The sequence below is a fragment of the Leptospira gomenensis genome, from assembly GCF_004770155.1.
In the GTDB taxonomy this organism is placed as follows: Bacteria; Spirochaetota; Leptospiria; order Leptospirales; family Leptospiraceae; genus Leptospira; species Leptospira gomenensis.
Genome location: NZ_RQFA01000073.1, coordinates 170001 through 192681, shown reverse-complemented (window position 1 = coordinate 192681; position 22681 = coordinate 170001). Strand labels below are relative to the sequence as shown.

Sequence of the window (22681 nt, the reverse complement as noted above, 5' to 3'; positions counted from 1 at the left end):
GGACAAGAGGAGAAAAAAAAGGACGAGCTCTCGGATCGGGACCGAAACGGGATTCGGAAACGCAGAAACGATCGGTTCGGACGAGCCCGATCCTTTTTTCGGATTTCGAATCCCACGATCAATCCTCCTGAAGAGCCGGAATATTTCTGTAAAACTCCAGACATTCCGGATTGCTGAGGGCTTCCTTGTTCGTGACCGGCTCCCCTTGTACGGTCCGTTTTACGGCGATCTCCACTTTCTTCATATTGATCGTGTATGGAACGTCGGGTACCGATAGAATTTTGGAAGGAACATGTCTCGGGGAAACCTTGTCCCGAATTTCTTTTTTTAATTTTTGGATCAGAGTGTCGTCTAACGTTATTCCGGACGCCATCTTCAAAAAAAGGACGATTCGAACGTCTTCTTTCCAGTCCTGACCGATGATCACCGAATCGGCGATTTCGGGAAATGTTTCGATCAGACTATAAAGATCGGCCGTTCCGATACGCACACCTCCCGGATTGAGCGTGGCGTCCGACCTTCCGTAGACGACCAATCCGCCGTTTTTTTTGAGTTCTGCGAAATCTCCGTGACACCAAACTTCCGGAAACGTTTCGAAATAGGCGGACTTGTATTTTTTCCCTTCAGGATCCTTCCAAAAATAGAGAGGCATAGAAGGAAACGGTTGTTTGCAGACCAATTCTCCTTTTTCGCCTAACACGGATTTGCCGGTTTCGTCCCAGATCTCCACGTCCATACCCAAACCTCGTCCCTGAATTTCTCCCGCGTTTACGGGAAGGGTCGGAACTCCGAGAGCGAAACAACCGTTGAGATCTGTTCCGCCGGAAATCGAAGCGAGTTGTACGTCCTTCTTCCAAAAATCGTAGACGTAACGGAATCCGGAAGCGGTGAGCGGTGAGCCGGTGGACAAAACGGTCCGAACCGAGGACAGATCGAATTCCCTAGGAGCATAACCCGATTTCTCCAAAGTGAGGATATATTTCGCACCGACCCCGAAGACGTTTATCTTTTCTTCGTCGGCGAGTTTGAACAGAATTTCCGGACCCGGAAAAAAAGGATTTCCGTCGAACAAAACCACTGTGGCTCCCACCGAAAGGGAACTTACGAGCCAGTTCCACATCATCCAACCGCAAGTCGTATAATAAAAGATACGCTCCCCTTTTTTAAGATCGGAATGTAGAACGAGTTCCTTCCAATGATTGATCCAAACGCCCGCGCCCTGAACCATACATTTCGGCAGTCCAGTCGTTCCGGAGGAATACATGATATAAACCGGATGATCCAATCCGGTTTGATAAAACGAAAGGTCGGCGCCCTCGTTTTCCGCAACAATGGTTTCAAAAAAATGAATATTCTCTTTTTGGAATATATTTAAAGGCTCCGTTTTCCGCGCGTGTTCGACTCCGTCTTTGTAATCCGATACGATCACCGCCTCCAAAGAGGGAATCGATTCCAGAATCCGGGCCAGATTCTCCGCCAAAGAAAGTTCCTTTCCCTTAAACGAATAACGATCCGTCGTAAACAATACCTTCGGTTCTATCTGACCAAATCGGTCCAATACCCCTTTGACTCCGAAGTCGGGAGAACAGGAACTCCAGACCGCGCCGATGGAAGTGGTCGCCAACATGGCGATTACCGTTTCCGGAACGTTCGGCATCAAACCCGCGACCCGATCTCCGGGTCGAACTCCTCTTCGTTTTAGATCCGCGGCAAGCGCCGCCACGTAGCGGTACAATTCCGCGTAGCTGATCTCCCTTCTCGAACCGTCTTCTCCTCGATACACGAGAGCCAGAAAGTCGTCCCTTCTACGCAGAAGGTTTTCCGCAAAATTCAACCTTGCCCCGGGGAAAAAACGGGACCGGGAAAACGAGGTTTCCTTTTGAAACGCGGTTTCGTATCTGCGAGAATGGATCACTCCGGAAAATTCCCAGATACTTTCCCAAAACGCCCCTACGTCCCGTACGGACCAAGCGCGTAAGGATTCGTAGTCGGAGAAGTTCAGTCGTTTCGATTCTTTCAGGAAGGTTTGATAGCGGTTTAAATTCGAGGCGGAAATTCGATCGGAAGAAGGCGCCCATAACTCTTGTTGCATTCGATCTCTCGTTCTTTTTTTTCGGTCTCTATTACATTTTTTTAGAGAAGTCGGGTCAACATGAATTTTGATTGAGATACGACGAGCGGTTTGTAGGTTTAGGAAAAATAAATCCGAGATACGACTTTGAATTCATTCGAACATATCCGTTTTCCCGAAATCCTCCTGATCGCCGCGGGAATTCTTTATACCCTACACGGGTTGATTCATCAGCTGATCGTAGGCGCCGCCGTAGGCTTTTTCCAGTTTCCCGGAGAAAGACAATCCAGATTGATTTTGATGATGTGGATAACGACGGGAGCTTTTATGAGTTTCCTCGGGTTTCTACCCGCGCTTCTTCTTTTGTTCTATGGACCGATCGCTCCCGTGACGGCGGTTTTGATCACTGAAGCCGTCGCGGTCGGATTTTTGACGTTGCATATTTACGTTTCCGGTTACAAAACGCATACTCAGCCCGTAAAGATCGGTTTCTTCTTCAGCCTCGGGTTTACGATCGTTTTGGTCGGTTATCTGTTACGTCTTTGTTTGTAACCCACGTGGGAACTCCATCGTCGCAATCCACGTGGGAACTCATCCGTCGCACAAACCACGTGGGAACTCATCCGCACAGCCCGCGTGGGAACTCATCCGTCGCACAAACCACGTGGGAACTCATCCGCACAGCCCACGTGGGAACTCCACCGCCACAAACCGCGCCGGAACTCCACCGCCACAACCCGCGTGGGAACTCCATCGCCACAAACCACGTGGGAACTCCTCGCCGCGCAACCCACGTGGGAACTCCACCGCACAAACCGCGCCGGAACTCATCCGCCACAAACCGCGTGGGAACTCCACCGCCACAACCCGCGTGGGAACTCCATCGCCACAAACCACGTGGGAACTCCTCGCCGCGTAACCCACGTGGGAACTCATCCGCACAGCCCGCGTGGGAACTCCATCGCCACAACCCGCGTGGGAACTCCATCGCCACAACCCGCGTGGGAACTCCTCGCCGCACAAACCACGTGGGGACTCATCCGTCGCACAGCCCACGTAGGAACTCCTCGCCGCCACAACCCGCGTGGGAACTCCATCGCCACAACCCGCGTGGGAACTCCACCGCACAGCCCGCGTGAGAACTCCTCGCCGCCACAACCCGCGTGGGAACTCCACCGTCGCAACCCGCGTGGGAACTCATCGCCGCACAAACCGCGTGGGAACTCATCCGGCTAAGCCGGCTCGAAAAACGCCAAATTCTCCGGCCCTTCATGGATGACGATCCGGTCCACCTTTCCGCCGGAAGCGTGAACACTTTCTTTGAGAAAATGATAAAACCACCGTGCAATATTTTCTGAGGTAGGATTGACGGATTGAAAATCTTCCAGATCGTTGATGAGAATATGATCTAATTTCCCCACCAATTCCTTCAACTTCCGTTTCGAAGTCAGAAAATCGAAACTGATCCCGTCTTCGCCGATGTTCTTCGAACCGGAAAGAAACAATTCCACTTTCCAGGAATGACCGTGAATCGGCTCATCCGAACCGTCGGGAAAGTATTTGTAAAGGAAATGCGAGGATTCGAAACGTTCTTCGATTCGAATATAAAATCTACCGGATTCTTCGAAAAACATAGCTCTTGACTTTCTTTCCCCAGTCTATAGATTGGAAGCAATGCCGAACCGGGAACGCAAATCGTATTATTTGCGGAATTTTCGGATCGAGCAAAACATCCTCCCTCGTCTTAGCAAAGAACGCAGGGGTTGAATGTAGGAGATATTCAATGACGGAAGTGGTCAAGCCAAGATTTTACAAGGAAATGACGGTGGGAGAAGCGATGACGGTCCACCCCGAGGCAGGACTCGTATTTTCCAGCTATCATTTGGGCGGTTGCTCTCACTGTTCCATCAACGAGCTCGAAACGATCGAGCAGGTTTGTATGGGATACGGAGTGGAAGTGGACGTTCTCGTGGAAAGTCTGAACAACCTTCTCGAAGACTCGGAAGACTAAATCGTATCTCCGGAGAAATTTCTTTCTCCGGGTTTTCCGCTTCCCCGCTTTCCTTTTTTCGGACGCGGTTCTAAGAAAAACGGAAACGGTTCTCCTCACCCGAAAACCGCCCCTAACACGTTAAACTTTCTGCATATACCTTCCTCGGATCGATGAGACACACATACGAGTGAAACTCTTTCGGATCACAATCCCACTCTTCCTACTACTAATCGGTTTTCCGATCGGTGCGGTCACGATCGAAGTTTTTGTTCCGCTCTGTGACGGAGCGTATTTGGCCTGCGGAAAAGGCAAAGCGGGAGATCCGCGTTCCTTGAAAGACAACCTATACTGGGGCGCCGCATACGGGGCAGAATCTTTTTTAAAACGAAAACCGAATTTTAAAATCGTAGAAACGATCGACGGCGCACCCGATTCCCCCGTGTTGAGAAAGATCAAAGTCGAACGGATCGCAAGACCGGGAGAATCGAAAGTAATCCTCCGGATTCACGCCTACGCGGGCGATCGGATCGACGAGGCATTGGAACGGTTTCTTAGAACCGCGTCGGGAAATTCGGACGCGAACCTATTGGTCTGGGCAGGACACGATCGGCTGATGGATCGGTTGCCTCCCGACATCAAATCACGATCAAAAAATGGACAAGCCGTCGCCGTGCTCGCGTGCGAAAGCGAAAAATACTTCGGACCGATTTTAAAAACCTTGCACGCAAATCCGATCGCGATGACCCGCACGTATATGGCGCCCGAGGCCTACCTGCTCGAAGCGTTAGCCGACACCGCAGCCCGTTCCGGCATCGACGATAAACGCGTTGTACGAGCCTCGTTGATCAAAGCGTATTCGAAATATCAGAGAATTTCCGAAAAAGCAGCGGGAACCGTTTTCTCCAGATTGGATTGAATCTTCACGCGTTCGCGGAAGGAATATAATAATACCGTAAACCCGCTTTACGGAAATACGTTCGGATACGCGGCTCCGAGGAAAACGAATCCGCCTCGTCCAAAGACTTCAACCCTTTACGAAAGGTCCCTTCGTTGATCTGAATAATTTCGCCTAACGTATCGAACCGATAAAATTCGACCCCCGTTTCGCGTTTGAGCGCCAAAAGATTCATGGTGAGAAAACTTTCGTTTCTGTATTCCTCTTCGGAAAGGCCGTAGACGAAAACGCTCGGAAAGATCCTATAAATCTCGCCTTTGTATTCCACGGTATTTTTTCTCCGATCCAAATCCTTGAGAATCGTAAACGGAGAATGATCCGTAACGAAGTGGATCGTCCCGCATCGAAACGTGATGTATTGTTTACCTTTTTTCGAAGTCGCGGAAGGAGGAACCGCGCCGGAAGAGATAGTATCTCCGGGAGAATAATGACTACTCGCGATTTTTTCGAGACGATTTTTCAGGGACTCGTCCAAAAATTCCACGGAGTCCGTACGTTTCATCTTACCGAGTTGATGAAATATCCGATCGAACTCCGTTTTTTCGTAACCTTTGTTTTTAACGAACGTATCCAGTTGTTTTTTCAGAGATTTAAGTCGGATTTGAAAATACGGAGAATCGTTTTTTCCGGCGAGTTGAAACATATCATCCCAAAGCGTTTCCAATTCCCGAATTTCACCCTTTTGATCGAAGGTCCTTTTTTCCAGATCTTCGAGAATGGATTCGAACTTATGTTTCAGATCGAAAAAGAAACGGGAATCTTTAACCGGGTCCATACGAGTATTCTGATTATCGGACGATTTTCCCGTTTTTTCGAGATCGCGGATCCTTTTTTCGAATCTTAGTTCGCGTGTTTACGGCTTTTGATCGAAAGAATGATTCCCACCGCGGTCATGGACATGATCAAGTGAGAACCTCCGTAACTCATAAACGACAAAGGAATACCGGTTACGGGCATGAGTCCGATCACGATCCCGATATTGATCGCCATATGATAAAAAAGTAATGCAACGATTCCCGAGGCCAACAAGGATCCGAACCGGTCCTTACTTTCGTAGCTGATCTGCAATCCTCGAAGCGGAATCGAAAAAAGAAAGAACAACAAAAACACCGACCCTAAAAATCCAGTTTGTTCGGACCAAGAAGCGAAGATAAAGTCCGTGCTGGATTCCGGCACGTGCGGAATCCGACCTTCCGTCATCTCCGCATTCATCAGGCCCTTACCGAAAAATCTTCCCGAACCGACGGCGGGTTTCGACGCTCTCAGCTGATACCCCGCTCCTTGTTTGAACTCCTCCGGATTTAAGAACGCGGTCAAACGGACCACTTGGTTTTCGCGGAACGGAACCGTTTTCATTACTACGACCGCGGAAATCAAACTGATTCCCAGAATCCCCAGAGGAATATAATATTGTCGTAATGTTCTACTTCCCCGGGCGATCCGTATTCCCACCATAACGATACTCGCGAGAAGAAGAATTCCGCCGAAACCGATCAGTAGTTTCTGATTGGAGAATATCTTAAAGAAAAATCCTCCTTCCAATTCCACGACTTGGTCCACGACTTCCCTAAGAGCGTTTAACGTCTTCGGTGTGAGGTTGGCCGACTTAAGATCTTTTCCGTCCAAGGCGAGCCAGATTTTTCCACCGAGTCGGTTGACGACCGATAAAAGATCCGTCTTACCGGTTCGTTGTAAAAAATCCGCGATGTCGTTGATGAGGGTCAACCTCGAGTATTCCACGAACATGGGAATCATCAAGGTGATGCCACCGAGAGCGAGGAGAGATCCTATATGAAGAATGTCGGCGCCTCCGAGAAACAACATCGTAAAAAGGATCGGAAGAAACGAAACCGCCGTTCCGAAGTCGGGTTGTAGCAGAATGAAGACCATCGGCACGAGAACGATCAAAAACGGAATCGACAACACCGCCAAATTTTTCATGTCCTTTTCCTTTAGGACCATGAACTGACCGAGAAGGATCACCGTTGACAACTTGGCGAACTCCGAGGCTTGAATCCCGATCGGCCCGATCTTGAGCCAAGAACGTGCCCCCCTTCCCGAAGGAAGATGCCCGATGCCGGGAATCAAGGTGATCATAAGTAGAAAAACGGTGAAAACGTAGATGACTACCGCGTAAGCGCCTAACAGCTGATAGTTGATGCGCGATACGAAATACATGATCACGAGACCTATGACGAAATAGAAAAGCTGACGGTACCACTTACCCGGGCCGTCTTCGAAATTGACTTCCTGGCTATACAAGGTCAATACGCTACAAAGTACGACGATCACGACGGAGATCACCAAAAAGTAATCGATCTTTTCGATGGATTTATCTGGTTTCAAGAGCGCCCTCCTGTGCGGACTGGGGAACGGAAGGGGCCGCATCCTGCGTTTTTTTGAAGGTACCGGGAGGAAACGCCGCGTGAAACATTTCCCGTGCGACCGGAGCGGCTCCCGCAGCTCCTCCGACTCCGTATTCCACGAAAACGACGATTAACACCTGTTCGCTGGCGGGAGCGTTTGCGGGAGCGTAACCTACGAACCAAGCGTGGTTGGATCCGGAAGCGCCCCTTCTTCTCGTCTGTGCCGTTCCGGTTTTACCGGCGATATCCGGGAGAAACGGTTTGTTCAACACGGACGAAGCGGTTCCGCTTTTGACGACGAGTTTGAGACCTTCCTTGATCGCTTCCACCGAACTTTGGTTAATCGGAATGTCCCGCAAAATCTGAGGAGTGGTTCGATTGATGATGGAATTGTCCACCGGATCTCGGATCTCGCTGACCACATAGGGTTGGTAAATCTGTCCCCGATTGAGAAGTCCCATATAAAACAAAGCCATTCCCATCGGAGTGGAGGAAATGAATCCTTGTCCGATGGAAAGATTGATCGTATCACCGTCGAACCACTTCGTACCGTACACCCTTTTTTTCCAAGCGGAGGAAGGAACAAAACCGGTGATCTCCCCGGGAAGATCCACCTTGGATTTGTTCTCCAACCCGAAAAGCCGGGAATAGTTTAAGATGGCATCGGAACCGAGTTTGTATCCCAGATTGTAAAAATAAACCGAACAGGATTTTTGGATCGCGTGCGCGAGATCGTTGGTCCCGTGTCCTCCTTTTTCCCAACACAAAAACACCTGATCCGGTACGCCGGCGAAGGTGGACTTGAGAACGAAACTTCCGTTGCAGGAATACGAAGTCTCGGGAGTGTAACCGATCTTATGCTGACTTTCGAGAGCGGCAAGGGCGACTAACGTTTTATACGTGGAAGCCGGCGGGAACTTGGATTGGATCGCGAGATTTAGAAAACCTCCGTTGTCCATAACACGTTTAAAATGACCCACTCGATCGGCCTTATTCTTACCCGAAAGAACGTTGGGATCATAACTCGGGTTGGACGCCATCGCGAGAATTTCGCCGGTCGCGACTTTGACGGCGATCGCCGTACCGCGGCTTCCTTTCAGCGCCTTATGCGCCGCGATCTGAATATCCTTGTCGATCGTCAAAATCAGGTTGTTTCCCGGAGAGGAATGTTCTACGACCCGTTCTTCCTCTATGTTCCCTTCCGAACTTCTTTTTTGGATTCGAAACCCGTCCACACCCCGAAGTTCGGAATCGTATTCTAACTCGAGTCCGCTTTTCCCGAGATATTGATACGACTTGATTTCGCCCGTCACGAGGTCGCTCCGAGTCGGTTTTCCGATATAACCGGTGACGTGCGCGAGCGCAGGTCCCATTTTGTAAATTCTCCTCGGCGAAGGAAGAAGGATGATGTATTTGGATATATTATCGAAAACTGATATTCGTTCCTGTTGTGCGGTGGTAATTCCTTCCAGCAAAACGATCGGCTTTTTGGCCTTGAGATTTCTGGAAAAACGCGGCTCGATCAGTTCGTCTTCGTAATACGAAATGGGAATGGAAAGGGTTCTCGCGAATTCGTGAATGAACGTTTTTACGGCGCCCGGATCGTACTTGAACAGGGACGTGTTCAACACGGCGTCGAGAGAGGAATAATTCGACACGAGCGCCATCGAAGTTTCGGGAGTGAGAAAATTCCGGTCGAACATTTGACCGCGGGCCGCCGGAATGATCTCGCTTTTGCGAACGAACTTCTCCGCTTTGAGGGCGTTGTCGGTACCGTTTACGATCTGAAGATTAAAAAGTTGGAATATAAACGCGGCCAGAGTGAACACCACCAGACCGGAGAATATATACAACCGAAGACGGAAACTTCTCTCAAGACGGTATTCCGTCGCGGATTGAGCCCCGCCCAACAATTTACGCGTCCCCCATGTGATCCAATTGATAGATCCAAGTCAAAGCGTAGAAAAAGGCGGGGGCGATCAACGCGTTGAACATCGAAGTAAAGAATAAGGAATAACTCATATTCTCGTGGAAAAAAAGAGAGAACAGATAATACGTGGCGACACGGGTGACGAAGGTGATGAGAAGCGAATAGATCGTGATCGAAAGATAATTTTCGTGATACGCGGAACGCGCGAATTTACCGACCAGATAACCGATCAGACAAAAGGTCAAAGAATGAAGGCCGATCTTATACGCGACCACGTTGCCGGAAGTGATCTCTCCGCCCAAACCGCTGTCCGTCAACAAACCCCCGAAAAACCCGATCCAAAGACCGTACAACGCTCCTCGGCGAAGCGCGAAAAACAGGACCAAAAGGATCATAAAGTCCGGTTTGATCGCGGAGCCTATCTCGAAGAGATTGGATCCGTTCAAAAAGTGGGCGATCAGAATTCCCACGGCGATAACGAGTTTTTCCAAAATCATTGTAGTTCGTCCTCGCCGGGTGGGGTCGCCGGATTTTTAGGCGCGCTGTCGTTCGGCGTCTGATTGCTGTTAGGCGGAGTGACGGGGGTTTTGGATTGGGTTTCCTTTTGACGGTCTTCTCCGGGGTAATTGAGATCGCCGAAATACGGATTTTCGATCGTTATGTTTTGTCCTTCCGGCCAGGTTTCCAACCACTTCTCCGGAAGTTTGAGCAGAATGGTCACACTTTCCAACATCTCGAAACGAACGAACGGTTTTAAGAATGCGCTTTTGAAACTTCCGTTTCGAGGACCTTCTTCGGTGATGATTCCGACGGGAATCCCCGCAGGGAAAACTCCCCCACCTCCCGAGGTATAAACGGCCTTTCCGATTTTGCTCAGAGATTCCGTGTATTGGATCATCTCGCTCGGTCCCATCGGATATTCCCCGAAGACCCGGGGGTCTATGATGATACCGCTATCGATATAATTCAACAAAGCCTCGGTTCCTCTTCCTGAGTTTCCCGAAAGGTTGGCCCAAAGATTTGTGTCCGGCATCGACACTCCCATATTGAAGTTCGAATTGATGAGAGGTTGCACCACCGCGGATCCGCCCGTCACCGCGATGACCTTTCCGACCAACGCCTCGATGATGGCGCCCTTTTGATCCACCGCTCTTGCGGTCACCGGCATATACGGTTTGAGACCGGCGTCCGCGCCCTTGTCGATGATGATGGTTCTATAAATCGAATTCAGACGAACGGATAAAACTTCCGCTTTTACGGTCGCGTATTTTTGTCTGCTGTGAAACCGAAGTTCTTTTCGGAGAGAATCGTTTTCCCGATTCGCCTTTTCCAAATCCTGAGGAAGAAGTTTATAATCTTCCATTACGGCTACGCAAGAATCCCTTTCTTTCCGAACCGTCTCAAAGGATTCCAACTTGTTGTAGGCTCCTTTAAAAAATCCCCCGAACGAATCGATCGAACCGGAAACCACGTCTCCGACTCTTTGAAAACTGGCGATCCCGCGAACGATTACATTACTGCGAAAGGTCAACGACAGTACGGAAAAAAGAACACAAAAGAGAAGAGAAAGAGTCTCCTTACTTCGGCTGAGTTGAAACCATAACATCGAATCTTGTTTTGCTCCCGACCGCCGTCCGAACGATGTGACGATCGTCCGGACTTACGACCCGCTTCGTCCGAAACTTTCTAACGAATCCCCGGCTTGATGTATTTCAATTCATCCAAATACTTTCCGGTCCCGAGTACGACACACGTGAGAGGGTTTTCGGCGCGGAATACGGGAACGCCCGTTTCTTTGGAAAGATAGGTTTCCAAACCGCGAAGAAGACAACCTCCCCCGGTCAAAACGATTCCCCGTTCCACGATATCCGATGCGAGCTCGGGCGGAGTTCTTTCGAGAACCCGTTTGATTCCGTCCAAAATTTCGTCGGTCGGTTCTTTGAGGGCCTTGCGGATTTCATTGGATTCCAATTCGAGAGTTCTCGGTAACCCGGAAATCGCATCCCGGCCCCGCACTTCCATGGTTTCCGCTTTTTTCTCCGGATACGCGTTTCCGATGGTGAGTTTGATGTCTTCCGCGGTTCTTTCCCCGACGACCAGGTTGTATTGGTTCCGGAGATATTTGATGATCGCTTCGTCGAATTCGTCCCCACCCGTACGGATGGATTCCGCGATCACCATTCCACCGAGGGAAATGACCGCGATCTCGGTCGTACCTCCGCCGATATCCACGATCATATTTCCGGCGGGTTCGTTGATGGGAATATTGGCGCCGATCGCCGCGGCCAATGCCTCTTCGATGAGAAAGATTTCTCTCGCACCGGCTTGTTCGGCGGACTCACGAACGGCGCGTCGTTCCACCTCGGTGATTCCCGACGGAACTCCGATGACGATCCTCGGTTTTACGAAGGTAGTGCGGTTGTGCACCTTCGCGATAAAATAGCGGATCATTTTTTCTACGGTTTCGAAGTCGGCGATGACGCCGTCCTTCATCGGACGGATGGCCACGATTTCTCCGGGGGTTCTCCCTAACATCCGTTTTGCTTCCTGCCCTACGGCCAATACCTTTCCGGTGGCGGCGTGCACCGCAACCACGGACGGTTCGGAAAGGACGATCCCCTGTCCCTTTACGTGCACCAGTGTATTTGCAGTACCCAAGTCGATTCCCATGTCGTTGGAAAAGAGGGCGTAGAGATTATCAAATATCATTTCGTGTTACCTTTGAACCGCGCAGGTTTTCTCTTTATTATCTGTTAAAAGCGGAATTTTCTACAGAACTTTCCGCATTGGACCGGTTTCAATAATTTCAGCGCTTGGGTTCCCGGCAACTGGAAAACAAAAAAATAAGAAAACAAATTAAGCTGGATTCGATTTTAACGGAAAAGCAATCTGTTCGGAGCATGGTTCAGGAAAAACCTCTCGCCGCCATCGATCTTGGCACCAATTCATTCCACATGATCATCGTCCGGGTACGAAAGAACGGCACCTTCGAAGCCGTAACCCGAGAAAAGGAATCGGTCCGTCTAGGCAATCGACTCCAGGAAGGCGGAGGAATCGATTTCGAATCCTTTCGACGGGGAATCGAATGTCTCAAACGATTCAAGGTATTGGCGGAAAGCGCGGGCGCCGAAATCAGAGCCGTCGCAACGAGCGCGTTACGAGAGGCTTCCAATCAGGAAGAATTTCTCGAAGCCGCGTATCGGGAAGCGGGCATTTCGATAGACGTCGTAAGCGGTTACGAAGAAGCCCGTCTCATCTACTTCGGAATCCTACAGGGAATCCCCGTATTCGATCGTAAGATTATGATGATCGATATAGGCGGCGGTAGTACGGAAGTATTAGTCGGTCACAGAGGAAATATTCTCTTCTCCAAAAGTTTCAAACTAGGGGCGATCCGACTCAGCGAAAAATTCTTCAAAGAGGAAACGTTATCCAACTCCGACATCCGCAAGTGTAGACTTTTTATCGAAGAGATGTTGCTTCCCTTTCGGAAAATATTGCGGGACCTCAAACCGGACTTGGTGGTGGGTTCCTCCGGAACGATCCAGTCCGTCGCGGGAATGATCCTGGCCTCCCGCGGAGAAACCGAGGAAATCCCTCTCAACAACTTCGAGTTCGGAGTTTCGGAATTCAAACGGATTCGTAATCTGATTTTGGAAGCGGACACATCCAAAAAAAGGGCCAAGATCCCTGGCCTCGATATAAAACGCGCGGACATCATCGTGGGCGGAGCTTTGATCTTAGAGGAAATTTTCGAGCTGGCAAACGTACAAAGTTTGACGGTTTCCGAGTTCGCGCTTCGGGAAGGGATCGTCTACGACACGATCCGTAAATGGGAACATTTCGAAAATACGGAACATTCCAAACATCTGGACGACATCCGACAAACCAGCGTTCACAATTTCATGCAGGCTTTTTCTCGGGACGAGGAATATTCCAAACACGTCGCGGAACTCAGTCTGCAGATATTCGATCAACTGGCGCCGTTGCACAAACTCGGACAAGAGGATCGCGAATTGTTGGAAGCGGCTTCGCTTCTACACGAAATCGGACAATCCATTTCTCACTCCGCTTATCACAAACACAGTTATTATATGATTCGAAATTCCGAGATGTTATTGGGATTCACGTTTTTGGAGATAGAAATCATCGCACTCACCGCGCGTTATCATCGAAAGAATACTCCGAAGTCCAAACACAGGGAATACAACCGCCTCTCGGAAAAAAAACAAACCTTGGTGCGTCAACTTTCGGCGATACTGCGGTTAAGTTCCGCGTTCAATCGAAACCGAGGAGGACTCGTCTCCTCGGTGAACTGCAAAATCGAAAAGAACCGAGTCCGCTTTTTACTCAAACCCTCCCCGGGATACGATCCTTCCTTAGAACTCTGGGCGGCCGAAGAACAAAAATCCGCCTTCGAAGAAACCTACGGATATTCCGCGGATTTCGTATCGAACGTATAGGGGAAGCGGAACCTTTTACGGACAAAACGGATCGCAGAAATCGGGAAACGAACGGGGGAGAAATCGAAACGAGGCGACGACGGATTCTCCCGAATCGGAGACGAGAAAACTCCGAGCGCAACAAAGACGGATAACGTCGAAACCACGGAGCTGTTGCGCCAACAGGATACGAAACCAGCGAACCCGCGCACAACGTCCGTTTTCCCGCTAAGGACTCGCGGTCGAATCGGGTGAAACGGCCCCGCATCCCGAGAAAAACTATATAAGGAATTGCGAATGAATCAGACCGTAAAAAAAGGATTGTGGATATCGGGCGCCGTCTTTTCGGCTTTGTTCCTGTTTCGATTGACGTATGGATACGTATCCGGATCCAAACCGACGGGTGAATTTCCGGACAACAACCGGGCCTTCCTTGGAGGAGAGACTTCGTTTAACAAACAGAACATAGCCACAAAACGGATCCGTTATGAAAACGCCGGTTCGCCGGCCAAAAGTGTAGATCAAAAATACGAAAAGGTAGCAACCATAGAAAGCCTATCTCCCGATATCGAAGACGATGAAAAGAAGGTGCGGGATCTTATCAACACTTCAGGATCCATCATACAATACGAGAACAGCTCCGGACTCAAACAGAGAAAAAACAGGATCGTAAAACTCGCGGTGGGAGTTCCTCCGGAGAAGTTCGATCCGCTCGTTCAGGAATTCAAACGGATAGGAAAGACCCTCCTACTCACGATCGACAAGAAGGACAAAACCAACGAGTATAAGGATTTGCAGTCGAAAAAGGAATCCCTCCTGAAAATACGCGCATCACTGAACGGACTAAAAAACAAAGGCGGCCGTATCGACGAATACGTAAGCCTCGAAAACAGAATCCTTGAAATCGAGGACGAAATACAAAAGTTGGGAATCAGTCTCGGGGAATTCGATTCCGAAAACGAATTCTGTACCGTATTATTGACGTTATACGAAAATAAGGCGTCCGACGAAATCGGAATTCTGCACAGGGTCAAAGTCGCTCTGGAATGGGCGATCAAATACCATCTGCTTCTTACGTTCGCATCTTTGTTCGCAATCCTATGTTTTTACTACTCGTTTCCGCTCTGGGAAAGGGCCAAAAAACTGCTTCCAAAACGGAACGATCCATAACATAAGAAAATTATAAAATTAAGGTATATGAATATGAACGCCGACCAGGTGATGAAAGAATTGGAGAGGATGTCGTCCCCCGAAATAAAGAAAATATTCCTCAATCACGGGACCAAGGAGCCTTTTTTCGGGGTCAGAGTCGGGGACCTGAAAAAGATCCAAAAGAAGGTGAAAAAGGACAACCAACTCGCCCTCGAACTCTATAAAACCGGCAACGCGGACGCCATGTATCTCGCGGGTTTGATCGCGGACGAAACCAAAATCCGGAAACAGGATCTTCAGAATTGGGTAAAACGTTCCGTCTCGCCGATGACCAGCGAATACACTGTACCTTGGATCGCCGCGGAAACCCCTCACGGCTGGGACCTCGCCAGGGAATGGATCGAGTCTCCCAAGGAGAACGTTGCTTCCTCTGGATGGAACCTCTATTCCAGTTTATTGTCGATCCGTTCGGACGAAGAAATCGATGCAAAAGAAATTCATAAACTACTAAAGCGTGTGGAATCGGAGATAGGATCGGCTCACAATCGTGTGCGGTATTGTATGAACGGATTCGTCATCGCCGTAGGAATCTTTTATCCGAAACTTCTGAAAGAATCTCTGGAAACCGCGAAAAAAATCGGCAAGGTGGAAGTCTGGATGGGAAAAACTTCCTGCCAAGTCCCGGACGCGACCTCTTATATCCGCAAAGCGGAAGCGGCGGGGAAACTCGGGAAAAAGAAAAAAGCCGCACGTTGTTAAGCGACATCGTGTTCTTTGATTTTTTGTAGCCTCGGATGGGGACGGAAAGATCGTCGAACTCGTCTGTAAAACGAACGAACCTCGGCTCGCATTCGACCCGTTTCCGAGAATAACGAAAAACGGGATTTATCGAGTAGATTCGATTCGCTTGCGGATTTCGTCCGCCAAAAGAGGAACCGCCTTTTTCATTCCGCAAGTATTGAGATGGGTATAATCGCCAAAATCGGAAAGATCGAAAACTTCTCCACCCGATTTCCAAAACGGAATTTCCTTTTCTATAAGAATCGATTCGAAAACCGCGGAATGAGGCAGGGACAGGATCCCATTTTCGAAGTCCGGACGAAACGGCAAGGTGATCGCCAAAACTGGAATTTCTTTTTCCCTCAGATAAGAAAAAAGTTTTTTCCAAGCGATCGGCGCGGAAGGACGGATTTTTCGGAGCGCGAGAGCCGAATTTTCCGGCAGAGGAATCGGTTTTTCGTTGGGAACGCAAATTCCGTCGAACGGAACCGAACGCGCCCAATCCATATATCCCTTGTTTTTTGAATATTCACTTTCTATAAATTGATTTTTTTCGAATCGCGACTTCCAAACGCTGAGCGGATTTCCGGAGAGAAGTTTACCCAGATCCGTTTCGGAATGGCTAAACTCGTCCCCTTCTCCGACTATTTTAATCGTTGTCGATACGGCCGCGTTCAATCTGAGAAACGGAAAAATCCTACCCAAAAGGTAGAACGTTCCGGAAGAAAAATTTTTAAGATAAAAATTCCTGAAATCGGAATCGAACACGATTTCCGGAAAAAAGGAATCGTAGTTCAAAACCAAACTTCTGTGTGCGGACGCAACGTCCATATCCGCCAGAGAAAAAACAGAACCGTTTACGACTACGAGCGCGGGTTTTATTCCGTATTTGCGCTCGTATTCCTTCCAACGCAACAACATGCCCTCGGGTTGTTCCGAGGGCCTCGGTAAAAACCAAATCGGCCTGCGGATCAGGGTTTCCAAATCCGCCGGTCTGATTCCGGAAAGAATCTGACTATCTCCCAAAAATACGACCGGCGCCTTTTCGGAAGTAGACTCGAAAAAAAGCGATTCGCCTAACAAGGAAAGACGATCATATAAGAACGAATTTTTCTCCTGAAACAAAATCAAAAAAGGAAAAGACAACCATTGTAGGATCGCAAAGATAAAAAACGCGGCGACGATCCCCAGAATTCCCAACTTACTCTTTGATAAAACGTTTTTCATCTTCGATACGTTTTTCCTTTCATACATTCTCAAAACTGAAAGTAGAAAAACTCCTTCTTTTCAAACACTGAAAAAAGACAGAATACGATGCCGATTCCGCAGGAAAGGAAAATCCAGCGGCTCCGCTTGGAGACGAGCTTTTCCAAAAACGGATCCATACCGCCGGCGACGATCATCCACGGCTCCAAAAGCAAAAGCGGAAGGAGTAAAAACGCCAACTTACCGGCGAAAACCGGATTCCAGTAGAATCCGCCGGTCGCGTTGAGGATCAAACTCCATAGTTCGTCCGGAGAACGCACCTGAAACAAAAGTAATCCGAGCGCGAACCCCCAAAAAGTGGAAAAAACACCCGATATTTGGAAAGTATATTTTAATATTCTAATATTCTGATCTATAAAATCGAAAACGTATTTTCGGATTAGGTTGTAAAAAACGACTTGGATCCCGCAATAAAATCCCCAGACCAGATATCCGTATGTCGCTCCGTGCCAAAGACCTCCCAGAATCCAAACGATCATCAAATTCAAATTCTGTCGAAAAAGGGAAACTCGATTTCCTCCTAGAGGAATATAAAGATAATCCCTAAGCCAGGTGGACAAGGAGATATGCCAGCGTTTCCAGAATTCGGATGGATTGGAGGAGACGAAGGGAAAATTGAAATTCAATGAAAGCCGAAAGCCAAGTATTTTTGCCAGACCTCGAGCCGCATCGGTGTAACCGCTAAAATCCGCATATACTTGAAACGCGAAACAGAACGCGATCCAAAGTATCATTCCCGAAGGCAGAGACATTCCCGGTTCCATCGCCTTACTCGTGAATAAAAGAAGATGATCGCCGATAAAAACCTTTTTAAAAATTCCCCAAAAAAAAAGAAAAGCTCCCGAGATAAAACCGCTTTCATCCGTATGTCGTTCGTTTTCGATCTGCGGCAAAAGGGAATCGGGACGTTCGATCGGACCGGCTAAAAGTAAGGGGAAAAAAAGGTCGTAAACGCCGAACCGAATAAAATTAACACACGGTCGGATTTTTCCCGACCGGATATCGGAAAGATAACTGATATTGTGGAAGGTATAGAACGAAATCCCGACCGGCAAAAGGATATCGGGAATCCGAACGTCCGAGCCGGGGAACAAGACGCCTAACGTGTCATTCCAAATGCTCAATAGAAAAAGAATATACTTAAAAAAAACCAGAATTCCGAGGTTAAGTCCGATCAGAAATAGGAAAATCCTATTCCTGGAAACTACGGACGCACGGCCCAACCAAACCCCTCCCGCGAAATTGAAAGAGATACAAAACAACAAAAGCAGAACCATCTCCGCTTTCCAGAAACCGTAAAAGAACAAACCTCCGAAAAATAAAAGTCGGTTCTGGCCCTGTGTGCCGAGGCGGAAATAGATCAGACAAAAAACAAGAAAGAATATTAGAAAATTAAGAGAATTGAATAACATCCCCGTAGGTCAGGATTCTTCGAGCAGTTCGAGGATCCTTTCCTTTTCCCTCGTATCCGCGGGATAACAAAGAGTGTGTTGAATGACGGATGTCTGAAAGTCCTTGGATTTGCGATCCGTTTCACCGAGACGGTTTTTGATTTTTCGGATCAGAACTTGAGTTTCCTCGCGATCCTTTCCGTCAAGAACCACGGCGAATTTTCCCTGACCGATCCGATAGTGGAAATCAGCCTCGGAAAGATTTTCCTGGATCGACTTTCTGAGTTCCTCGCTGTAGGCCGCGAAAAAACCGGACCCTTTCAGTTTCACCATCCTAGATATATTCTGAATTTTGAATATAGTCAGACTAAAGGAACTGGCGAGACGGGCCGATTTGAGGATCATCTCTTCGATCTTCTCTTCGACGGGACTAAACGGATCCTTAAACACGGAATCCCTTTCCTGAACGAGCAAAAGATTGGAGAATACGGGCGCAAGCACTTCCGAAATTCCCACTGCGGTTTCGCGATCCGTGTCCGTCCAAGGAATTTCCGTTTCATGAACGATCAACATTCCCACAAGCCAATGAAGATTGATGAAGGGAATCACGATGAAGTCGCCCATCATTCCGAGTTCGTCGTTGGAAAGTTTACGCATCAATTCCGGATGTTTTCTAAAATTCTCGATGCGAAACACTCCCGGGATATTGGAGACGATCCCGACGATGGAGCTGTCTAGTGACAAAGAAAAATTCCCGACGTGTTCGGGCGTCAATAGATTGGAAGCGAAAACCCTGAATTCGTTTTTCGTATGGCCGTCCAGAATCATAAACGTCGCTCTGCGCATTTTCAATTCGTCCCGGAAAGCCGCGAACAGACGATCGTACGCCTCGTCCATAGTTCGAATCGCGGCGAAATCCCTCGCGAGCGAAATGATCAGTTCGTTGGTGCGTATTACTTCCTTTAGGTTTTGATTCTCCTGATGAAGTTGTTCCGTATCGTAAATCCGTTTATAAACGGAACCGGCGATCTCTCCGATGATCTTCAAAAATTCCAGATCTTCGACCGAATAGTCCTCGCCTCCGATGGTTTTACTCAATACGATGATACCGAAAAAATCGTCCATATAACGGATCGGAACGAGCAGTTCCGCCCCCGATTTCTGGAGGATTTCCTTTTCCTTTGCGGGGAGAATCGGCTTTATTAGTTCTTTTGCATATACTACGGAACCCGCGTTGGACACCGCGTGATATATTTCGTCCTCCGAGGAAACGGTCCACTCCTGATCGAAACCCTCTCCTTGAAAATCCTCCAGACGAAAAAAATCGCGGCTTCCGTTTTTGGAGGAGAAAATGCCGATCGATTCGGAGCCGATCTGACCCATGATCGAAAAAAGAAGGTTTTCGAAAAAGTTCGCGAAGTCGGTCGAAACTCCGATTTCCTTACTGATCTCGAAAACGGAAATGTAGTTATCCAATTTTTTACGGGAAGCGATCTGTAGATCGATCGGCGAAGTCGTGAAATTCGAATCGTCGTCGAACAGGAATTCCGCCTTCTCGGAGGGAACCGCGTTCGTATCCTTCTTCGGAGGTGTACGTTGTGCCTCTTGTTCGGCTTCCTTGACCCATTCGCCGAAAGGATCCTCGTCCGAGGAAAGCGGATCGTCGTCTAACAACGGTTCGTCGAACGGAGAACTTTCGTCTTTCGTATCGTCCGAAACCTCCGGTTCCGGTTCGAAATTCTCTTCCGTATCGGAATCCGAAATCGAAATTTCCGGGGAAGGAGTTTCTTCTTCTCCGAACAGATCGTCGATCGAAATATCGTCTTCGTTTTCCTCGGCGGAGTGGTCGGAGGACTCGAACGGATTTTCGAATCCTTCGGGTGCGGAAAACTCGTCCTTAATTTCGAACGGATCCGAATCGGAAGAGACCTCGGAAGACGAATTTTCGAATCCTGATTCGGGGAATTCGATCGACTCGGAATCTTCTTCGTCCGAAAAATCTTCCGTCGAATGATCCAACTCAGGAAGGGAAAATTCCTCGGAATGGGAATCAGAGGGATCAAGCTCGAAATCCGCAAGGGAAGACGGTTCGACGTGATCGGAAAGATCTTGCGCCGTATAAAGAGGTTCTTCCGAATCGGATCGGATCTCCTGCGAAGAGGATTCGTTTTCCGACTGTTTTCGCATACCGAGGGCTTTTTGAAAAAAACCCGGTTTGTTCCGAAACGATTCCGATTTTTTTAGAAGGGATTTTTTTTCATCCGTTGTCTGAGACGAAGACGGCGAAACTCCGGACGAATCCGATCTGACAAGTTTACTGACCCGTTCGAGTAAACCCATCGGTCATACACCGATCTGCTTCATTAGTTTTTTATAAAGTTCGAAATAATCGGAACGGGAGAATTCCCGGATCAGATCGTCGGGAAGATTTCCGAGAAGTTCGTCGAGATACGTCATGATACGTTTCATTTCGTCCTTCGACGGCGTAACTTCCCCTTCTTCGCCGCCGGCCTCGATAGGATCCGGCGTTTTCCGCAACTCCTCGACCGGAGACATCTCCTCCTCGTCGGCGTATTCGTCGAGAACGATCACCATTTCCTCGTCGTTTACCCGTTCCGCAGTCGGAACGATTTCGGTCGCGAAGCTGGAACTTCCCCCCGCAACGTCCTCGTCTATGGAATCGAAAGCGTCCAAATCGGACGCGGGCGGAAGTTCTCCCAAAATTTCGTTTAAGTCCTGGCCTTCTTCGACCGCGGGCGAATCCGCGAGAAGATGACCGAGTTCGTCTTCGGACAAGGCGATCGGACCCTCGTCCTCTTCCGAGTGTTCCTCTTCCCCGGTCAGGATATGATCCAATTCGTCGCTGGAAAGCGCGATCGGTTCCTCGTCTTCCAAAGGAATTTCCGACGGCTCGGAAACGGGAGCGTCCCAATCGATTTCGGAATCGGCTCCGGAAAATTCTAAAGTGGATTGCGGTTCTGCGTCGGTCGTTTCGGAGGATTCGTCTCCGAGGATGTGATCCAGTTCGTCCAAAGAAAGTGCGATCGGCTCGCCCTCATCGTCTTCCTTCGTTTCCGATCCTACTGCGGTTTGCGGATCGTAGTCGAAGGAGGAATCATTCTCCTCGAAATCGTCCGATGCGAGAAGATTACCGAGTTCGTCGTCTGACAAAGAGATCGGCCCCTCGTCCTCTTCCGATATTTCGTCTAACGCGGCAGTCGAGTCGGCGGGAGTTTCGACAGAGTCGAAGTGGTTCGTAGGCAGATCGAATTCGTCGAGAGAAAGGGAGTCGTCTCCGAGAGAAAACGAATCGTCTCCGTCGAGGGAAATCGAGTCGTCTCCGAGAGAAAACGAATCGTCTCCGTCGAGAGAAAGGGAGTCGTCTCCGTCGAGGGAAATCGAGTCGTCTCCGAGTCCGTCCAATTCCTCTACGGGAAGAGAGATCGAATCATCGTCCGAAACGGTTTCGTCGAACAATGCGGAAGTCGAAGCGGATTGTCCATCGTCCGAGTCCGAGGACAAAAGATTTCCGAGTTCCTCTTCGGAAAGCGCGATCGGTTCTTCGTCTTCGTCCGTTTCGGAAAAAGAATCCGAAGGTTCCAACGAAAATCCTGCCGAATCGGAAAGGGATTCCTCCGACAAATCGAACGCTTCCAACCCTTCCGGTTCGCCTAAGTTTTGTTTGTCGTTAAGATCGAAGTTCGCGTTTTCCCCGAACATAGAACCGCTGTCCTCCGGAAGTTCCCCTCCTTCGAGCAGGTCGGAAAAACCTTCCGTCTCGGTAGAAATTTCGGAGAAACCCGAGGATCCCGAATCGTCGGAAAGCAGATTGCCCAGTTCTTCTTCGGAGAGTGCGATCGGCTCGTCGTCCTCTTCCGCCTCGGAAAAAGAATCCCCGGATTCGAAGGAGAATCCCGTCGGGTCCGAAAACGATTCCTCCGGCAAGGAAAAACCGTCTTCGGTGGAGATCTGTGTTTCGTCTAACGCGTCGCCGTCGGATTGAATATGATCCAATTCTTCGAGAGAAAGGGAGATAGGCTCTTCCTCCTCCTCTTCGAGATAGAATTCGGAACGGGTCGGAGGTTCTTGATCCGCCGTTTCGGATTCGAAGGAAAGATCCGAAGACGGAATTGCGTCCTCTCCGGAATTGTCCGCGAGAAGATTGCCCAATTCTTCGTCCGAAAGGGAAATCGGTTCGTTTTCGTCGTCTTCGAAATCGGTATGTGTGATGAAATCCGGCAGTTCCTCCGAAGTGTTCTCCGTCGAGCCGGAAACGTCTTCGGCTCCGTAGTTGTCGTCGCCCGTATGAAGTATGTCGTCCAGTTCGTTTCCGGA

Annotated in this window: 18 protein-coding genes (1 of these 18 running past the window's edge); 6 read left to right on the top strand and 12 right to left on the bottom strand. The window is 49.1% G+C overall.

What is annotated here, in order from left to right:
* Positions 1-118 precede the first annotated feature (118 nt).
* Entirely contained in the window at positions 119-2092 is a 1974-nt protein-coding gene (locus tag EHQ17_RS17135) for an acetoacetate--CoA ligase (RefSeq protein WP_135590366.1), read from the bottom strand.
* Positions 2093-2218: 126 nt separating this feature from the next.
* Between EHQ17_RS17135 and EHQ17_RS17130 the strand changes: the two genes are divergently transcribed.
* Entirely contained in the window at positions 2219-2623 is a 405-nt protein-coding gene (locus EHQ17_RS17130) for a hypothetical protein (RefSeq protein WP_135590365.1), read from the top strand.
* A 680-nt stretch (positions 2624-3303) separates the two neighbouring features.
* Here EHQ17_RS17130 and EHQ17_RS17125 read toward each other — a convergent pair.
* Positions 3304-3705, bottom strand: coding sequence for a 6-carboxytetrahydropterin synthase (locus EHQ17_RS17125; RefSeq protein ID WP_135590364.1), 402 nt, complete (start codon positions 3703-3705; stop codon positions 3304-3306).
* A 149-nt stretch (positions 3706-3854) separates the two neighbouring features.
* Here EHQ17_RS17125 and EHQ17_RS17120 point away from each other — a divergent pair, with 149 nt between their 5' ends.
* Together EHQ17_RS17120 and EHQ17_RS17115 are read left to right on the top strand one after the other, a co-directional pair.
* Complete coding sequence (locus EHQ17_RS17120) at positions 3855-4082, top strand: DUF1858 domain-containing protein (RefSeq protein WP_135590363.1); 228 nt, start codon at positions 3855-3857, stop codon at positions 4080-4082.
* 163 nt (positions 4083-4245) lie between these two features.
* Positions 4246-4980 (top strand): hypothetical protein, encoded by a 735-nt coding sequence (locus EHQ17_RS17115; protein ID WP_425460725.1) that lies wholly within the window; start codon positions 4246-4248, stop codon positions 4978-4980.
* 4 nt (positions 4981-4984) lie between these two features.
* Here EHQ17_RS17115 and EHQ17_RS17110 read toward each other — a convergent pair whose 3' ends face one another.
* The 6 genes from EHQ17_RS17110 to EHQ17_RS17085 form a co-directional block, all read right to left on the bottom strand.
* On the bottom strand, positions 4985-5794 hold the full coding sequence (locus EHQ17_RS17110) for a hypothetical protein (RefSeq protein ID WP_135590362.1): 810 nt from the start codon (positions 5792-5794) through the stop codon (positions 4985-4987).
* Positions 5795-5859: 65 nt separating this feature from the next.
* Positions 5860-7365 (bottom strand): rod shape-determining protein RodA, encoded by a 1506-nt coding sequence (gene rodA, locus EHQ17_RS17105; RefSeq protein WP_135590361.1) that lies wholly within the window; start codon positions 7363-7365, stop codon positions 5860-5862.
* The gene (mrdA, locus tag EHQ17_RS17100) at positions 7352-9298 is read right to left on the bottom strand and encodes a penicillin-binding protein 2 (RefSeq protein WP_135590360.1); all 1947 of its coding nucleotides are present in this window, start codon (positions 9296-9298) and stop codon (positions 7352-7354) included. Before mrdA ends, rodA begins: the two co-directional genes overlap by 14 nt.
* 1 nt (position 9299) lies before the next feature.
* Positions 9300-9812 (bottom strand): rod shape-determining protein MreD, encoded by a 513-nt coding sequence (mreD, locus tag EHQ17_RS17095; RefSeq protein ID WP_135590359.1) that lies wholly within the window; start codon positions 9810-9812, stop codon positions 9300-9302.
* Positions 9809-10921, bottom strand: coding sequence for a rod shape-determining protein MreC (gene mreC / locus EHQ17_RS17090; protein ID WP_135590358.1), 1113 nt, complete (start codon positions 10919-10921; stop codon positions 9809-9811). Before mreC ends, mreD begins: the two co-directional genes overlap by 4 nt.
* An 80-nt stretch (positions 10922-11001) precedes the next feature.
* On the bottom strand, positions 11002-12024 hold the full coding sequence (locus tag EHQ17_RS17085; protein ID WP_010574148.1) for a rod shape-determining protein: 1023 nt from the start codon (positions 12022-12024) through the stop codon (positions 11002-11004).
* Between the two features lie 191 nt (positions 12025-12215).
* Between EHQ17_RS17085 and EHQ17_RS17080 the strand changes: the two genes are divergently transcribed.
* The 3 genes from EHQ17_RS17080 (at position 12216) to EHQ17_RS17070 (ending at position 15668) form a co-directional block, all read left to right on the top strand.
* A complete protein-coding gene (locus EHQ17_RS17080; protein ID WP_135590357.1) occupies positions 12216-13778 on the top strand; it encodes a Ppx/GppA phosphatase family protein in 1563 nt (520 codons plus the stop codon).
* A gap of 276 nt (positions 13779-14054) precedes the next feature.
* Complete coding sequence (locus tag EHQ17_RS17075) at positions 14055-14927, top strand: DUF4349 domain-containing protein (RefSeq protein WP_135590356.1); 873 nt, start codon at positions 14055-14057, stop codon at positions 14925-14927.
* A 33-nt stretch (positions 14928-14960) separates the two neighbouring features.
* Positions 14961-15668 (top strand): DNA alkylation repair protein, encoded by a 708-nt coding sequence (locus EHQ17_RS17070; protein ID WP_135590355.1) that lies wholly within the window; start codon positions 14961-14963, stop codon positions 15666-15668.
* A gap of 126 nt (positions 15669-15794) precedes the next feature.
* Here the strand turns inward: EHQ17_RS17070 and EHQ17_RS17065 are convergent, their stop codons facing one another.
* The 4 genes in view from EHQ17_RS17065 to EHQ17_RS17050 are tightly spaced (at most 29 nt apart) and all read right to left on the bottom strand, a layout consistent with a single transcriptional unit that may run on beyond the window.
* Complete coding sequence (locus EHQ17_RS17065; RefSeq protein ID WP_246057601.1) at positions 15795-16916, bottom strand: hypothetical protein; 1122 nt, start codon at positions 16914-16916, stop codon at positions 15795-15797.
* Positions 16917-16945: 29 nt separating this feature from the next.
* Entirely contained in the window at positions 16946-18367 is a 1422-nt protein-coding gene (locus tag EHQ17_RS17060; RefSeq protein ID WP_135736216.1) for an MBOAT family O-acyltransferase, read from the bottom strand.
* A gap of 9 nt (positions 18368-18376) precedes the next feature.
* On the bottom strand, positions 18377-20686 hold the full coding sequence (locus EHQ17_RS17055) for a GAF domain-containing protein (RefSeq protein WP_135590354.1): 2310 nt from the start codon (positions 20684-20686) through the stop codon (positions 18377-18379).
* 3 nt (positions 20687-20689) lie between these two features.
* A protein-coding gene (locus EHQ17_RS17050; RefSeq protein WP_246057600.1) for a hypothetical protein crosses the window boundary here: on the bottom strand, positions 20690-22681 show its 3' portion. It continues 912 nt past the right edge of the window; the window shows 1992 of its 2904 coding nt (coding positions 913-2904); the start codon falls outside the window, past its right edge — the gene reads right to left on this strand; its stop codon occupies positions 20690-20692.

Excerpts from the sequence above, each read along its gene's own strand:
- EHQ17_RS17135 (WP_135590366.1), bottom strand. The coding sequence starts at position 2,092 with ATGCAACAAGAGTTATGGGCGCCTTCTTCCGATCGAATTTCCGCCTCG.
- EHQ17_RS17125 (WP_135590364.1), bottom strand. The coding sequence starts at position 3,705 with ATGTTTTTCGAAGAATCCGGTAGATTTTATATTCGAATCGAAGAACGT.
- EHQ17_RS17120 (WP_135590363.1), top strand. The coding sequence starts at position 3,855 with ATGACGGAAGTGGTCAAGCCAAGATTTTACAAGGAAATGACGGTGGGA.
- EHQ17_RS17110 (WP_135590362.1), bottom strand. The coding sequence starts at position 5,794 with ATGGACCCGGTTAAAGATTCCCGTTTCTTTTTCGATCTGAAACATAAG.
- mreD (WP_135590359.1), bottom strand. The coding sequence starts at position 9,812 with ATGATTTTGGAAAAACTCGTTATCGCCGTGGGAATTCTGATCGCCCAC.
- mreC (WP_135590358.1), bottom strand. The coding sequence starts at position 10,921 with ATGTTATGGTTTCAACTCAGCCGAAGTAAGGAGACTCTTTCTCTTCTC.
- EHQ17_RS17085 (WP_010574148.1), bottom strand. The coding sequence starts at position 12,024 with ATGATATTTGATAATCTCTACGCCCTCTTTTCCAACGACATGGGAATC.
- EHQ17_RS17080 (WP_135590357.1), top strand. The coding sequence starts at position 12,216 with ATGGTTCAGGAAAAACCTCTCGCCGCCATCGATCTTGGCACCAATTCA.
- EHQ17_RS17075 (WP_135590356.1), top strand. The coding sequence starts at position 14,055 with ATGAATCAGACCGTAAAAAAAGGATTGTGGATATCGGGCGCCGTCTTT.
- EHQ17_RS17070 (WP_135590355.1), top strand. The coding sequence starts at position 14,961 with ATGAACGCCGACCAGGTGATGAAAGAATTGGAGAGGATGTCGTCCCCC.
- EHQ17_RS17065 (WP_246057601.1), bottom strand. The coding sequence starts at position 16,916 with ATGAAAAACGTTTTATCAAAGAGTAAGTTGGGAATTCTGGGGATCGTC.
- EHQ17_RS17060 (WP_135736216.1), bottom strand. The coding sequence starts at position 18,367 with ATGTTATTCAATTCTCTTAATTTTCTAATATTCTTTCTTGTTTTTTGT.
- EHQ17_RS17055 (WP_135590354.1), bottom strand. The coding sequence starts at position 20,686 with ATGGGTTTACTCGAACGGGTCAGTAAACTTGTCAGATCGGATTCGTCC.